Raw genomic sequence first — 15,309 nt, forward strand, 5'->3', positions numbered from 1 at the left:
ACAACAATCATATAGATATAACTTTTTAAACATAAACAATGAATGACTTTGTTTTTGGACCTGGAATTGTATTGATGGCTTTGTTTGTCGTTGCAGGATACGCAATCTACGCTTTTATCAAAGCATCGCATTTAGAGCGAATGGCAAAAATTGAAAAAGGCATTGATACAAATACACCTTCCAATGGTCGATACCTGGAACTAAAACTGGGAATGTTAATGGTAGGTATTGCTTTCGGTTTGCTTTTGGCGTACTTGATAGAAAAAACGTTAAAAATTGACGAAGTAGTTTTCTATCCGTCTTCAATGCTTTTGTTTGGAGGTATAAGTCTTATCGCATCATTTTTTTGGGCAAGGAAGTTACAGAAAAACAAATAATCCTTAATGGATGCCCATTACATAAATGAGGTTTTAAAAGGAAACACCAACGCTTTTGGTTATTTCATAAGAACATATCAAAACAAGGCTTTTGGCGTGGCGATTTCAATTGTCAAGAGTGAAGATGATGCAAAGGATGTTGTTCAAGACAGTTTTATTACAGCCTATTCTTCGCTGGTCAACTTTCGGAATGACGCAAAGTTTTCCACTTGGTTTTACCGAATAGTGGTCAATACGGCATTGCAATTTATAAAACGAGAAAAACGGAAAGAAGAAGTGGTAGTAGAATACTCCATTACAGAAGATGAAAAAACCGCTTTTAATAACGCCATCGGCCAATTGGAAAAACAAGATTTAAAGAGGCTTATAAAAAGAGTGTTTAAAAAAATACCCGCTAAAGAAACTGTGGTCTTGCAATTACATTACATCGATGACCTAAGCATTAAGGAAATAGAGGAAATAACCGCTTTTACCACATCTAACGTAAAAGTCCTTTTGCATCGAGGAAGAGCAAATTTTTATACGATTCTAAAGAATGAAAAAATCAATAAACCCTACTAAGATGGAAAATAAAGACCACTTAAAAGAAATATTGAAAAACATAGATGAAGTAATTGAGCCTATTGACTTAGAGGGCGTTATTTTGAATGCAATACAGAAGGAAGAACATTCAAAAGTTCAAATAGCCCATTATAAAGCTAAAGGCATAACGGCTTTAGTGGTGTCGGGTATATTGATGATAATCCTTGGAATACTTTTTAGCCTGCCAAATAGGGTTCGTTCGTTTGAAAGTTCAATTGTAACATACACTTCGATAGTCTTAACACTGCTTATTCTTTTTATTCAGCTCGAAATGGGGAGAGCAAGAATATTCAACAATCTGAAAAATAATTTATCATGAAAAATATAAGACGAATCAATAAAATAAAGAGTAGTGTAAAACACTCTGTAACTTCCAAGTTCGTAGTGCTCACCGCGCTCTTGTTCGCGGTTAGAGCAAATTCCCAATTAAATGCAAAACAAATCGATAGCATAGTTGATAAGGCAATTGAAACAGTTGATAATACTGTGGGATTTGCAATTGGTGTCGTCAAAGACGGTCAGATTGTCCATGTTAAAGGCTATGGCATCAATTCAGTGGATTCAAAAGATGCTGTGACCGCTGATACTCCTTTCGGAATTGCCTCCAATTCCAAAGCTTTTACGTCCGCAGCTTTGGCGATTTTGGTCGACCAAGGAAAAATTAACTGGAATGATAAGGTTATAGACTATATTCCCGAATTTAAAATGTACAACGATTATGTGACGAACAATTTTAATATCCAAGACCTTTTGACCCATCGAAGTGGTTTGGGGCTTGGCGCAGGTGATTTGATGATTTTTCCAGATGGATCGAATTTTACAATTGATGATGTACTCACCTCATTTCAATACTTTGAACCAACCACAGCATTTAGAACTCAATTTGATTATGATAACGTATTATACTTGGTTGCCGGAGAACTTACGGCACGAGTTAGCGGCAAAACATGGGAGGAATTTGTTGATGAGGAAATTCTTGAACCTTTACAAATGGACCATTCGTACCCAAGCTACAGTACTGCTTTTAAAAATGGAAAACTTGCCGTTGCACATGCTTTTAATGGTAAAACCTTGAATGCAATACAAAATCCAAAATCAGATTTGAATATCAATTCGAAACAAAAGATGAATGGTGCTGCCGGCGGAATTTGGGCTAGCGCGAATGATATGTGCAAATGGATGTTGGTTCAATTGAACGAGGGTAAATATGGCACTAACTTGGAAGAAACTTTATTCTCGGAACGGCAACAGCAAGAAATGTGGAGTATGCACACGCCCATAAACAGGCAGCAAGATCCAAGATCACCTTTTAAAGTTCATTTTTCGGGATATGGATTGGGTTGGTTTTTGTCAGATTTCAATGGATTTCTCAAAGTCGAACATTCAGGATTGATTGCGGGCATGTCATCGGAGGTTACTTTAATTCCAGAACTCGAACTTGGAATCGTGGTTTTGAACAATTCTGAAGGAGCTGGTTTTTTAAATGGTTTGATGGGTTTCACTTTATTGGATGAGTATTTACAGTTGGAAACTGGGGTTAATTGGCTTGAAATGGCAAAAGGGATGCAGCAGCAACGACAACAAATGGGCGACCCTGATTTGGAAAAGGTTTGGGAGGTAATCGAATTAAACAAAGATGCTAAAATTAGAAAGGATAGCTATATTGGAATTTACGAAGACAATTGGTTTGGGAGAGTAGAAATATTTGAAAAAAGTGGAGATTTATGGTTTAAATCATATAAGTCGCCAAGACTAAGCGGTAAAATGTCATTTTACAAAGGCAATACATTTGCAATAAAGTGGGAATATCAAGATATGAAAGCGGATGCTTTTGCCATTTTTTCGCTAGACGAAAATGGTAAGGCACAGAACATCAAAATGAAAGGGATTTCCCGTTTTATCGATTTCAGTTTTGATTTTCAAGATTTAGATTTAAATAGGGTAGTGGTAAATCCTTGAAACGATAGCAGAATATGATAAGCATTTATGCACACTCAATCAAGAAGAGCAAAAAAGCTCTGTTCACCTCCTTAAAAATAGGGTCCAGGAATGACATCGAGTTATTTCTTCGCCTCCACCAATTCCAATTGGTCCACGCTCACATTGGTGGTAAACATCCCGTAATTGACCACGGCCTTGCCTTTTTCGAGTGTGTCGATACTGCCTACTGCTTTACCGTCCATTAAACGGACACGGTCCCCAATTTTAAATACAGGGCGTGGTCTGTTCTTTTCGGCTTGAATCTCTTTCTTCTTTTGGATTTTCTTCTCTACCCGCACTTTTTTGATCTTTTGTTCCAGCTCCTCTGCTACCTGTTTTTTCTCTTGCTGTTTGGCCTTGGCTTTTTTGGCGGTGGTTTTTTTACGTTTGCTGTTCTCCGTTTCCACAATGCGGAGCATTTCCGAGATTAACGGACGTTTTTTCTTATCAATAAAGTATTTTTCCGCGGCCGTATTGACCTTGTTGCCCAACTGGATCATACGTTGGTTGTGATCATACATTTCTTGGTAGCTCTCCAACTTGGATTTGATCTTGGAATTGAGCTTTTCCAAACGCTCGTTTTCTTCACGGGCCTTAGCCTCTTCGTCCTTAAGTTTGGAGCCTGTTTCCACCATTTTGCTGCGCTCTTTTTGCAGTTTGGCAATAGTGGCATCAAAACGGACTTTTCCGCGTTCAATTTTCTTCTTGGCCTTGTTGATCAAGGAGTAGGGGATACCGTTCTTTTGGGCCACCTCAAACGTAAAGGAACTTCCCGCTTCTCCCAAAACCAATTGAAAGGTAGGTTCCAAAGTTTTGGAGTTGAACAGCATATTGGCATTGGTAACGTGCGGCAATTCGTTGGCCAAAGCCTTTAAATTGGCGTAATGCGTAGTAATCACCCCATAAGCTTCGCGCTCGTAGAAGACTTCCAAAAAAGCTTCTGCCAAGGCACCGCCCAATTCGGGATCACTTCCCGTTCCAAACTCATCGATCAAGAACAAGGTTTTGTCGTTGCACTTCCGTAGAAAACGGTTCATGTTCTTAAGCCGATAGCTGTATGTACTCAAATGATTTTCAATGGATTGATTATCTCCAATGTCTGTCAAAATTTGATCAAAAAAGCAAACAGAACTACGTTCGTGCACAGGAATTAGCATACCGCTTTGAAGCATCACCTGAAGCAACCCAATCGTCTTCAGGGTGATACTTTTTCCTCCTGCATTGGGCCCCGAAATCACAATGATTCGGTTCTCTTTGTGCAGTTTTATGGTCTGCGGCCAAGTTTTTTCGTTCTTTCGTTTGTTGGAAAGATAAAGTAATGGATGGTAGGCATCTCGAAGGTACATCTCCCGCTCTTCATTGATTTCAGGCAATAAACCATCCATCTCGTTGGCATATCTAGCCTTGGCTGCTGTAATATCAATATCGGATAGATATTTTTGATACTCCAGCAGCAACTCCAAATAGGGGCGTATCTCGTCGGTGAGCTTGTTGAGGATGCGCTGAATCTCTTCTTTTTCCTCAAATTCCAAATTATTGAGCTCCCGCGTATAGGACAACGTAGCTTCGGGCACGATGTACACGATGCTCCCTGTTTTGGAAGTGCCCATCACGGTACCCTTCACTTTTTTGCGGTGCATGGCCTTTACGGCCAAAACACGACGGTTCTCGACCACGGATTCACGGATTTCATCCAAAAAGTCCGAAGATTGATAACGCCCCAGTGCAGCACTAAAACTTTGATTGATTTTGCCGCGCACTTCATTGATTTGCCTGCGGATATACAGGAGTTCGTCGGAAGCTGAATCTTTGATTTCCCCGAATTTATCGATGACGTCATCAATGGTGTCGGGAATTTCGGGGTGCAACTCCAAAGCATTTGCTTTTTCAAAGAGCAAAGGGTAGTATTCTTTGAACTTCTTGAAGAATTTATGATGAATGGCCACTGTTTTGCAGATGCCACCAATTTTCCGAAAGCCGGAGATTTCCAAAGTACTGTTGTCAATCTTGAGCAGGCCCAATTCGCTGTTGATATGGTCAAAACCGTGGTTGGGAATACGGTTGTCATTGGAAAAAGAAGCCAAATACTCAGAAGTCTGCCCTAAAACCTGCATAAGCTCCCCTTTGTCGCGGAACGGTTTTATGGTCAAGGCATCCTCCTTGCCCAGCTCCGTATTGCATCGCGCAGCGATTTGGGTTAATACCGATGGGAACTCTAGATCTTGAAGTGTTTTGGGGTGAATGTTTCGCATCTTTTTCTACTAGCAGCGCAAAGATAGGATTTTGATGTGTTTTTGAAGTGTACCGCCCTAGCAAAAACAATTTGCAATCCGTACTTTTGATACATGCCTGATTTATTCCTTTAAACAGTTATCATATGAGGAGTGACAATACTGTAATTTATATTATCGCCGGTGTTATTTTACTCCATTTTGTTGTAGGCATTGGGTACTTGATCTATAAATTGACCAAAAAGAAGTAAAATCATCGTATGGAGGTAAATATTGAGCCAAGTTGGAAAGCACCATTACATGATGAATTTGAAAAACCATATTTCCAGCAATTGGCTGCTTTTGTGAAGCAGGAATACCAACAGCATACCTGTTACCCAAAAGGGGCGGCTATTTTTTCAGCTTTTGACCATTGCCCGTTCCAGGAAACCAAAGTTGTGATTATTGGTCAAGACCCGTACCATGGGCCCAATCAAGCGAATGGTTTGTGTTTTTCGGTAAAGGATGGGATTCCGCATCCGCCATCCTTAGTTAATATTTTTAAAGAAATTAAAGTGGATATGGGAAAAACCTATCCCGAAAGTGGAAACTTAGAGCATTGGGCGGACCAGGGCGTACTTTTGTTGAACGCCACTTTGACGGTTCGTGCCCATCAGGCAGGGAGCCATCAGAAAAAAGGTTGGGAACAATTTACCGATGCTGTGATCAAAACAGTTTCCAGTGAACTGGATGGTGTCATTTTTTTGCTTTGGGGAGGATTTGCCAAGAAGAAATCATCTTTGATAGATAAAAATAAACATCACATTCTTACCTCTGGACATCCTTCGCCCTTGAGCGCCAATCGTGGACTGTGGTTCGGTAATCAGCATTTCAGCAAAACAAACAAGCTACTGGTTCAGATGGGCAAAGAGCCTATTGATTGGTAAAATGAGTCACCTCGAGTCTTTCGACTGCGCTCAAGATAAACTCAAGTCGAGAGGTGTATTGGTGAAATAATAACTGAGCTAATCGGTCTCGACTGCGCTCGACCTGACATCTTCCCTTTTGAAAGGCTATTTCCAGAGAAAATACGAAGCATCCTTGATTTCCTCGATTAAATTCAGGTCGTACAATCTGGATTGCACCTCATTTACCGTTTCTTCTGAAAGTTGTTCCTGTCCCCAAGTGGATTTGGATAGCCATTCCTTAATATCCTCTAATTTCTGTTCGTATCGGTTGGACAAGGTCCTGTCAATACTCGGGATTTGCTTGAATTCTGAGGTGTAGGTATTTATTATTTCTAAAATGTGTTTGAGGACACCTTCGCTTTCTTTTAGAAATGCATCTGAAGCTGCAATCACAAAACAAGGCCAAGGGGTAGGGCAGTCACCCACCCGTTTAAAGGTCCCGCAATCAACAAGCGGTTTGGTGGTGAAGTGCTCCCACATAAAATAAGCGTTGGAGCCACTTGATAGATTTTCAACGGCACCATTCAGGTTATTTATAATTTCGAATTCAAGATTTTTTGTGTTCCACCCTTGGTTCTGCGCATTGATGTAGGCCATCAAATGACTTCCGCTACCCATTCTGCTGATGGCCACTTTATCATCTTTTAAAGACTTGATGGAATCTCTATCGCTGTTGGCATCTACATGAATGCCCCAAAGAAGGGGAGAGGAAACGTATTCCTGTACAATTTTACTTGGATTACCTTGTGAAATGCTCTTGATGACGCCTTCGGTTAGGATAATGCCCAAATCTGCCTCACCGTCCTGAAGCATCTGCGTCATTTTTCCGGTGCCCTCGGGAATATCCGTCCATTCCAGTTGAATGCCACGGTCTTTAAAAGCATTATCCTCCATGGCCAAGTGCCAAGGAAGATTGAAATGTTCGGGGACACCTATTATTTTTATGGTTTTCATATGTCTGACTTCTTTGGAAGTTAAAATTATGATTCCGTGCGGTATTTTTCTAAAAATACGCTTTGAAAAATTATACCAATTGACTTTTGACAATACAGTTCAAGGTGTATTGAATCAATTTATCAATAGTTTGATGTCCTTGTTTGGAGAACTCTTCCGTGGCCCGGTTGGCCAATATGGCATTAAGGGAAACCGCTCGGTGTCCATGTAGCTTTGCAATCCCGTACATGGCAGCTGTCTCCATTTCTAGATTGGTAATCTGTATATTTTGATAAGAAAAACCAGCGAGTTTCTCATTAAAGTCTGGAATGGTTGGCTTTAACCGAAGCGACCTGCCTTGCGGTCCATAAAATCCTGAATTTGTACCTGTTACACCAAATCGTATACGATTTGAAGCAAAAACATCCCCCAACGCCTTGTTATAATCAACGACATAAGGGTGAATGTTGTATTTCTCCCAACCCAAGTATTCTGTCAGCGTTTGTTCCAGTTCCTTATTTTTGATGTGTCCACAGTCATAAAAGTGCATCAGATTATCGAACCCAATGCCGGCGGTACTCATCAAAAAACTATCCACGGCGATGTCGGGCTGGAGAGAACCTGATGTACCGACCCGTATAAAATTGAGTCGTGTCTTTTGGGGTTTGATTTGCCTAGAAGTGAAATCGATGTTTGCAAGGGCATCCAATTCATTAAAAACAATGTCGATATTGTCGGTTCCAATACCTGTGGAGATTACGGTAATCCGTTTTCCTGAATAGTACCCTGTGTGGGTAACAAACTCACGTTTGCTTTTGTTCACTTCGATAGAGTCAAAGTATTTGGAAACCTCGTGTACGCGGTTTTGATCCCCTACTGTTATAATGGTGGTCGCAATATCTTCGGGAAGAAGGTTGAGATGGTAAATGCTCCCATCAGGATTCAGAATAAGCTCTGAACTGCCCAGTGATGAGCCCATTTGCTATAATTTAAGGATTCGGTCCGTTTCTGTATTATACAGGAAGTTATACTTTAAGGAACCGCCCAAATACATTTGATTATCACGTAGTTCCGAATAGTAATTTGCCTCTAGTTTTAAAACATCCATCCCTTTTTTGGTCAATTTGACAGGATTAAACGAACTAAAAAGTGGTTTCAAAGAAGAAATCATTCGGTCGTATTGTGTATCCCCGAAACCGTAGAAGCCTTGGTTTGTCAATAATTCCTGCATTAACTCTTTTCTGGACTTAGGTTTTTCTAGCTTGGCCACCTCCAAAATGTGGTTCTCCAAATCGTTAAGTCCGTTTTTAATGGTAGGGAATCTTTTTAGATGCGTTTTTAAGGCGTCAGATAGATACTCGAATTGAAAATCATTGTTGGCAATCTGGTTTTCCAATCGAATTGGGTTATCGCTGCAATACAATTGCCAGATATAATCTGCATATTCTATGTCGTCCTGCGAAAGAACTTTTTTGTTTTCGTAGAGCTCAAGCAGTTCTTCATTGTTGAGTTCATTAAGACCATAAAGTTTATCGGAACCCTCAACTTTGCCACTGCATACCAATGAAATTTCAGCATGCCTTCGGTGAGTTTTTAGCCAACTGATTACAGCTAGCATATTTATTTGGCAAAAAAGATCATATTCGAACCAAAGGACAATTTGGTCCTGTTGTTTGTGATTACAAAGAGATCGATATTCCTTAAGGGTTTTCTCGATAAACCAAGATTTGGAAACTTTGTAATTTTTATTTAGGAACTCAAATCTTGTTTTCCAAAAAGATTCGCTTCCTACTGTAGAGAGGGTTTTGCCTTCGCAAAGCATTTCCCTCCAGGTAATTACATCTCCATTAAATTGCAAAGATTGTAATCTAGACGTGAAACTGTCCCCGTTGGTTATGTGCAACAGTGATTTCATTTTCAGTTCAGTTTTCGTTGGTTAGGAATAATAAAAGTAAGCTATAAAGCAGGAACACAAAAATTTTTTCACAAAACATTGGTATATGTGGCTACTTTTTAACATGTAGAAAAAACCGCAATGGTTTATTGCCGAATTATCAGTTATCCCCCAACACGCTTTACAGAAAAACCATTTTCCTTTAGGAAATCCATGATTTTGTCCCGGTAATCCCCCTGAATGATAATAGCTTCATTCTTAAAGCTTCCACCAACTCCCAAAAGCGTTTTTAGGTCTTTCGTCAACTTTTTAAAATCGCTATCGGCCCCATTGTATCCTTCAAGTATAGTAACGGGTTTGCCTTTGCGTTTTTCATATTTGCAGATAATAGGGTCGTCCTGTATCCAATAAGCAGGTTTTTCATTATTGTTTTCAGGTTGCTCTACTGGAACGTGGTCTGGAAATAAGTTTTTAAGCTGGTCTCCTAAGTCCATTGCTATTTTTTTATCAATCCTAAATCAATCAATCTTTCATGTAGATATTCCCCGGCAGTAATATCATTAAAGGCTTTGGGGTGCTTGTCATCAATACAGTTTTCTAAGCAATCCAAAGGCATATCGCTTACGGGATGCATAAAAAACGGAATGGAGTACCTTGAAGTGCCCCATAGCTCTTTGGGTGGGTTTACTACTTGGTGGATAGTTGACTTCAATTTATTGTTGGATAGTCTGGAGAGCATATCCCCAACATTGATCATCAACTGGTCTGGTTTTGCAATGGCATCCACCCAATTCCCTTCGTGATCTTTTACCTGAAGTCCTTTCCCGTGAGCTCCCATTAATAAGGTAATAAGGTTAATGTCGCCATGAGCGGCCGCTCGCACGGCATTTTTAGGTTCTTCGGTAATCGGCGGATAGTGGATGGGCCTTAAAATGGAGTTGCCGTTCTTTATGAAATCATCAAAATAGGTTTCTTCCAGACCTAGGTGCAAAGCCAGCGCGCGAAGTACATATTTAGCGGTCTTTTCCAACATTTTATAGGTCTCCTTACCCACCTCATTAAAATCAGGAAGTTCCTCCACGGTTACGTTGTCGGGGTATTCGGCTTCTAGCTTCGGATTATCCTCTACATATTGCCCAAAATGCCAAAATTCTTTAAGGTCACCTTCTTTTTTGCCTTTGGCGTGTTCTTTTCCAAAGGAAGTATATCCTCGTTGACCGCCAATGCCTTCAATTTCATATTCATCTTTCACTTCTTGGGGAAGATTAAAGAACTTTTTTATTTCGGCATATAGGTTTTCCACCAATTCATCGGATAAAAAATGTCCGCTTAGCGCCACAAAGCCAATATCTTCAAAAGCAGTACCTATTTCTTTGACAAATTTTTCTTTTCTTTTTGGGTCGCCCGAAACAAAATCTTTCAGGTCCACACTTGGAATAGCACTCATATTATCATCTTTGAAATATGTCAAAAATAAGTAATAATGCCGAAGGTTTTGGAATTTTAAGGTGTTTTGAAAGGCTTTTTACTACATTTATCCAACAGAATTTTATTGTATGAGGTATCATGTTGGCAGCTTGGAACAACAAAAGTTGCTGGATTTGTACAAAGGCATGCTGATGCCGAGAATGATAGAGGAAAAAATGTTGATTCTTCTGCGGCAAGGCAAAATTTCCAAATGGTTTAGTGGGATAGGGCAGGAGGCCATTTCCGTGGGTGTCACCAAGGCGCTCAAGGAAAATGAATATATCCTTCCCATGCACCGAAACCTGGGCGTTTTCACTTCTAGAAACATTCCTTTAAATCGACTTTTTGCGCAATGGCAAGGAAAACAAAGCGGGTTTACCCAAGGTAGGGACCGTAGTTTTCATTTTGGCACGCAGGAATACAAAATTGTTGGGATGATTTCCCATCTAGGCCCTCAACTTGGGGTTGCGGATGGTATCGCTTTAGCGGATATGTTGCGAAGAAAAAAACGGGTCACGGCTGTTTTCACAGGAGAAGGCGCAACTAGTGAAGGTGATTTCCATGAAGCCTTAAATGTTGCTTCTGTTTGGAATTTGCCCGTTCTGTTCTGCATTGAAAATAATGGGTATGGTCTTTCCACTCCAACAAACGAGCAATATAATTGCGAACATTTGGCGGATAGAGCCAAAGGGTATGGAATTGAGTCCAGAATTATTGATGGAAACAATATTTTGGAGGTATTTGCCAAGGTGGATGAACTGTGCAAGGCAATTCGTAGAAGACCTCGTCCAGTACTTTTGGAGTTCAAAACGTTTCGGATGCGTGGACATGAGGAGGCTAGCGGCACGAAGTATGTCCCGGACAAATTAATGAAGGAATGGGAAAAGAAGGACCCTATTTCCAACTATGAAAGCTTTCTGTTGGAGGAAGGGGTGCTTACAGAAGAAATGATTGAGGAAATCAAAGCAGGTTTTACCGAGGAAATCAACTCTAATTTGCAGCTCGCTTTCGATGAGCCAGAAGTGTCTTCAAATGAAAGTAAAGAATTAATAGAGGTTTATCAAGATTTTGAATATCAGAATATTGAACCAAAATCAAACAAATCTGAAAACATTCGATTTGTTGATGCCATATCTCAAGGATTGGAACAATCCATGTATCGTCACAACGAACTGATAATCATGGGGCAAGATGTTGCTGATTATGGTGGTGTTTTTAAAATTACGGAAGGTTTTGTACCGAAATTTGGGAGGAGCCGGGTAAGAAACACACCCATTTGTGAGTCGGCGATTGTTTCCGCTGCCATGGGATTGTCCATCAACGGAATGAAAGCTGTTATGGAGATGCAGTTTGCCGATTTTGCGAGTTCCGGGTTCAATCCGATTGTCAACTATTTGGCCAAAGTACAATACCGCTGGAACGAAAAAGCGGATGTGGTAATCCGAATGCCTTGCGGAGGCGGTGTAGGGGCGGGCCCCTTTCATTCACAGACCAATGAAGCCTGGTTTACCAAAACCCCCGGGCTCAAAGTCGTATATCCAGCATTTCCTTATGATGCCAAAGGATTGTTGAACACGGCCATAAACGACCCGAATCCCGTTCTCTTTTTTGAGCACAAAGGATTGTATAGAAGCATTAGAGGTGATGTTCCCACCGATTATTATACGTTACCATTTGGTAAGGCCAGTCTTTTAAGGGAAGGAAATTCCATATCGGTGGTAACTTATGGTGCAGGAGTGCATTGGGCCATAGAAACTCTTGAAAAGCATCCAGAAATTGATGCAGACCTTGTGGATTTAAGAACGCTTCAACCTTTGGATACGGAAACCATTTTTGCTTCGGTAAAAAAGACAGGAAAATTGATTGTGCTTCAAGAAGATACCTTGTTCGGTGGGATAGCAAGCGATATTTCGGCCATGGTGATGGAAAACTGTTTCGAATATTTGGATGCCCCGGTCAAACGGGTGGGGAGTCTGGAAACTCCGGTACCCTTTGCAAAATCTCTTGAAGCTGACTATTTGCCTAAAAAAAGATTTGAAGAGGAACTAATTGGATTATATCAATATTAAAACCAGTTAGTTAGCTATTTTTTTAATAATTTAACAACTAGAAACATACCCCGAATCGTATATTTTTTGAACATTAACTTAATTCTTATGATTAAACGATCACTTTTACTTTTCACAGTGATGGGACTTTTGCTCTCGTCTTGTTCCGTTTCCAAAAGCGCTAGAACGCAGCGAAATCTGTTCAGCGGCACTTGGAATTTGGATAACGTTTACTACGAAAACAATACTGGAAACTTTAAATCGACCATCTTCAATGATGCAGAGGATATTTGCTTTGAAGACAGTGAATGGTTCTTTAGGGACAACAATAGTACAGGGCGCTATACCATAAAGCAAAGCTCGCTTTGCCAAGGTGGAGACCGTTTTTTTAGATGGTCCGTGGTGGAGCCGCAACAGAACTACCAAAGTCAACTCCAGTTTAAGTTTATTGACGAAAACAGAAAGGATATCTCTGGAGGATATGGGTACCGTCTTAACATTGTGAGTCTATCGGAGCAATCCATGACCCTTAATTCCAATGTTTCAGTTGACGGAAAACCCGTGACTATTGTTTACGAATTCTCAAAAAAATAATTACATGAAAAATATAGTTTTAAAGGGAGCAACAGCTTTTTTAGCGTTGACCATGATTACAAGTTGTGATGCCATCAAAAACGCAAATAACACCCAAAAAGGCGCTGCAATTGGCGCTGGTGGCGGTGCGGTTATCGGTGGTGTTATCGGAAACAATGTAGGTAAAGGAAATACTGCTCTTGGTGCTATTATTGGTGCTGTTGTGGGTGGTGCTGCCGGTGGTTACATTGGAAACCGTATGGACCGACAGGCAGAACAAATCGAACAAGAAATCCCGGGTGCCGAAGTACAACGAGTAGGAGAGGGAATCAATGTTACCTTTAGTGGAGAGAACGGTGTTTATTTTGACACTAACAAATCCGACATTAAAGGTACTTCTGCTACCACTTTGGATAAATTGGCCGGAATCTTTAAGGAATATCCAAAAACCAACATATTGGTGGAAGGACACACCGACAGTGACGGTGCGGCCGAATACAATATGGGTCTTTCCCAGCGTAGGGCACAAGCCGTAACTGGTTATTTGGTGGCCAAGGGCATTTCCAACGGACGGTTTACCACAAAATGGTATGGTGAAGAACAACCTGTGGAAAGCAATGAAACTGCCGCAGGTAAAGCTGCCAACAGGCGTGTAGAGCTTGCCATTGTTGCAAGTGACGAGCTTAAAGAAGAAGCTTACGAGAAAACCGAAAATTAGGAATCAACCTAAAATTGGATAAAAAGCCCGGTATTTACCGGGCTTTTTTGTTTGTAGATGTTAAATAAACCATTAAATGTGAGTTAAGCCATCGGGAATCTGAAAGAATTTATGTAACTTAATAGAGGTCAATCTGTTAATGTTAAAACTATTGATATTCTATGGAAAACATCACTCAGAATAGTTTTAGGGATAAGCAAGAACTACTGGTGAGGGTGGAGCGAAATAATAGAATGGTACAGTGCCTATCGCAAAAATTAAGCTCTTACACCTACGAACCAAAATGCCCTCAACGATTTGAAAAGTTTTATGAATTGAAAAGGAGCATCCAAAACTATACAAAAGAACACCAACAGATCGTGTCCAAGATTCAACAGCGAAAGGCAGATTTAAAAGATGCGAACGATAAAGAAGTTGAGCAACACTTAAATCACTTCAAAAAATTGGAAAACGATATTGCTTCATACCTAGTAGATTAATAATCTCACTTAAGTAATCGGTACAATAAATTATTCTAAAATTTATTGACATAGATAATTTCTTCCATAAACATACGTAATATTGCAAGGCAGTTAATCTGTCTTCTTATGGCCAAATCCTCAAACTCTGTCCTCGTCATCTTGGCTTTTTTTGCCATCTATGTTATTTGGGGATCTACATATTTATTAAACAAGATAGCCGTATTGGAACTGGAGCCTTTTATGCTGGCCAGTTGTAGGTTCACTACAGCAGGATTATGTATTTTCCTTTTGGCCAAGATTATGGGAATCCCCTTGACAATTACTAAAAAGCAGTTGCTAAACACCATAATCGCGGGAATTCTATTTCTTAGTTTTGGAAATGGAGTAGTGGTATGGGCACTTCGCTACGTGGATAGTGGTTTTGCCGCATTGGAGATTTCTTCCCAACCCTTGATTATTTTATTGTTGATGCGTGTTTTGCAAGGCAAAAAAATTCAACCCATGTCGGTAATAGGAGTCATTTTGGGTATTGTTGGAATTTATTTACTGGTAAGTCAAAAGCAGGTAATTGCACAGGAAGATTCCATTATTGGAATGATCATGATATTCTTTTGTATGCTCAGTTGGGCCTACGGAAGTCTTTTTGTGGCCAAAGCTGACCTTCCCACCAATTATTTCGTCAACACTGGCTATCAAATGTTTACGGCAGGACTGATTTTGGCTTTGATGAGCATTGGGTTTGGTGAAAAATGGTCTTCCCCAATGGTTTGGAGCGGAGAGGTGCAAATTTCCATGGTTCTCTTGGTGATCTTTGGAAGTATATTGGCCTTCACATCCTTTAATTATCTTTTAAAGGCGGTATCACCGGAAAAGGTGGCGACATCCACTTACGTTAACCCCATTGTCGCATTGCTTTTAGGATGGTATTTTTTGGATGAACAGATTACGTTACGGTCTATAATGGCAGCGGTAATATTGTTGACAGGTGTTTATTTTATCAACACTAAAAAGACGTTGGCCATTTTTGAACGCTTTAAACGTTAAAACACAGTTATTTATCACGGATTTGATTGTGGCATTTTGTAACTTGATGGAAGT

Annotated in this window: 16 protein-coding genes; 10 read left to right on the top strand and 6 right to left on the bottom strand. The window is 40.2% G+C overall.

Annotation, left to right across the window (positions count from 1 at the left end; genetic code table 11):
* The first annotated feature begins 38 nt into the window (after window positions 1–38).
* The 4 genes from ACQQ5U_RS02645 to ACQQ5U_RS02660 are packed head-to-tail and all read left to right on the top strand — an operon-like array spanning window position 39 to window position 2,918.
* Entirely contained in the window at window positions 39–377 is a 339-nt protein-coding gene (locus ACQQ5U_RS02645; RefSeq protein WP_437395388.1) for a DUF6249 domain-containing protein, read from the top strand.
* Between the two features lie 6 nt (window positions 378–383).
* The gene (locus ACQQ5U_RS02650) at window positions 384–938 is read left to right on the top strand and encodes an RNA polymerase sigma factor (RefSeq protein ID WP_437395389.1); all 555 of its coding nucleotides are present in this window, start codon (window positions 384–386) and stop codon (window positions 936–938) included.
* Between the two features lies 1 nt (window position 939).
* Window positions 940–1,278, top strand: coding sequence for a hypothetical protein (locus ACQQ5U_RS02655; protein WP_437395390.1), 339 nt, complete (start codon window positions 940–942; stop codon window positions 1,276–1,278).
* Window positions 1,275–2,918 (top strand): serine hydrolase, encoded by a 1,644-nt coding sequence (locus ACQQ5U_RS02660; protein ID WP_437395391.1) that lies wholly within the window; start codon window positions 1,275–1,277, stop codon window positions 2,916–2,918. Before ACQQ5U_RS02655 ends, ACQQ5U_RS02660 begins: the two co-directional genes overlap by 4 nt.
* A gap of 101 nt (window positions 2,919–3,019) precedes the next feature.
* On the opposite strand, the gene ACQQ5U_RS02665 is transcribed toward ACQQ5U_RS02660, so the two are convergent.
* Entirely contained in the window at window positions 3,020–5,191 is a 2,172-nt protein-coding gene (locus ACQQ5U_RS02665; protein WP_437395392.1) for an endonuclease MutS2, read from the bottom strand.
* Window positions 5,192–5,430: 239 nt separating this feature from the next.
* Between ACQQ5U_RS02665 and ACQQ5U_RS02670 the strand changes: the two genes are divergently transcribed.
* A complete protein-coding gene (locus ACQQ5U_RS02670; protein ID WP_437395393.1) occupies window positions 5,431–6,096 on the top strand; it encodes a uracil-DNA glycosylase in 666 nt (221 codons plus the stop codon).
* A 126-nt stretch (window positions 6,097–6,222) separates the two neighbouring features.
* Here ACQQ5U_RS02670 and ACQQ5U_RS02675 read toward each other — a convergent pair whose 3' ends face one another.
* From ACQQ5U_RS02675 to ACQQ5U_RS02695, 5 genes are all read right to left on the bottom strand, one after another.
* Window positions 6,223–7,071 carry a substrate-binding domain-containing protein gene (locus ACQQ5U_RS02675; protein WP_437395394.1) on the bottom strand — a complete coding sequence of 283 codons (849 nt, stop codon included), beginning with the start codon at window positions 7,069–7,071 and terminating at the stop codon, window positions 6,223–6,225.
* A 70-nt stretch (window positions 7,072–7,141) separates the two neighbouring features.
* On the bottom strand, window positions 7,142–8,029 hold the full coding sequence (locus ACQQ5U_RS02680) for a nucleoside phosphorylase (RefSeq protein ID WP_437395395.1): 888 nt from the start codon (window positions 8,027–8,029) through the stop codon (window positions 7,142–7,144).
* A 3-nt stretch (window positions 8,030–8,032) separates the two neighbouring features.
* Entirely contained in the window at window positions 8,033–8,965 is a 933-nt protein-coding gene (locus ACQQ5U_RS02685) for a DUF1835 domain-containing protein (RefSeq protein ID WP_437395396.1), read from the bottom strand.
* A gap of 143 nt (window positions 8,966–9,108) precedes the next feature.
* Window positions 9,109–9,438, bottom strand: coding sequence for a translation initiation factor (locus ACQQ5U_RS02690; RefSeq protein ID WP_437395397.1), 330 nt, complete (start codon window positions 9,436–9,438; stop codon window positions 9,109–9,111).
* Window positions 9,439–9,440: 2 nt separating this feature from the next.
* Window positions 9,441–10,391, bottom strand: a complete 951-nt coding sequence (locus ACQQ5U_RS02695; RefSeq protein WP_437395398.1) for an isopenicillin N synthase family dioxygenase — start codon at window positions 10,389–10,391, stop codon at window positions 9,441–9,443.
* Window positions 10,392–10,500: 109 nt separating this feature from the next.
* Here ACQQ5U_RS02695 and ACQQ5U_RS02700 point away from each other — a divergent pair, with 109 nt between their 5' ends.
* From ACQQ5U_RS02700 to ACQQ5U_RS02720, 5 genes are all read left to right on the top strand, one after another.
* On the top strand, window positions 10,501–12,480 hold the full coding sequence (locus ACQQ5U_RS02700; protein ID WP_437395399.1) for an alpha-ketoacid dehydrogenase subunit alpha/beta: 1,980 nt from the start codon (window positions 10,501–10,503) through the stop codon (window positions 12,478–12,480).
* An 87-nt stretch (window positions 12,481–12,567) separates the two neighbouring features.
* A complete protein-coding gene (locus ACQQ5U_RS02705; RefSeq protein ID WP_119608359.1) occupies window positions 12,568–13,053 on the top strand; it encodes a lipocalin family protein in 486 nt (161 codons plus the stop codon).
* A 4-nt stretch (window positions 13,054–13,057) separates the two neighbouring features.
* Complete coding sequence (locus ACQQ5U_RS02710) at window positions 13,058–13,750, top strand: OmpA family protein (protein ID WP_437395400.1); 693 nt, start codon at window positions 13,058–13,060, stop codon at window positions 13,748–13,750.
* Between the two features lie 161 nt (window positions 13,751–13,911).
* Complete coding sequence (locus ACQQ5U_RS02715; RefSeq protein WP_437395401.1) at window positions 13,912–14,229, top strand: hypothetical protein; 318 nt, start codon at window positions 13,912–13,914, stop codon at window positions 14,227–14,229.
* Between the two features lie 108 nt (window positions 14,230–14,337).
* A complete protein-coding gene (locus ACQQ5U_RS02720) occupies window positions 14,338–15,255 on the top strand; it encodes an EamA family transporter (RefSeq protein WP_437395402.1) in 918 nt (305 codons plus the stop codon).
* Window positions 15,256–15,309: the final 54 nt, after the last annotated feature.

This window comes from Flagellimonas lutimaris (genome assembly GCF_051494225.1).
In the GTDB taxonomy this organism is placed as follows: domain Bacteria; phylum Bacteroidota; class Bacteroidia; order Flavobacteriales; family Flavobacteriaceae; genus Flagellimonas; species Flagellimonas lutimaris_A.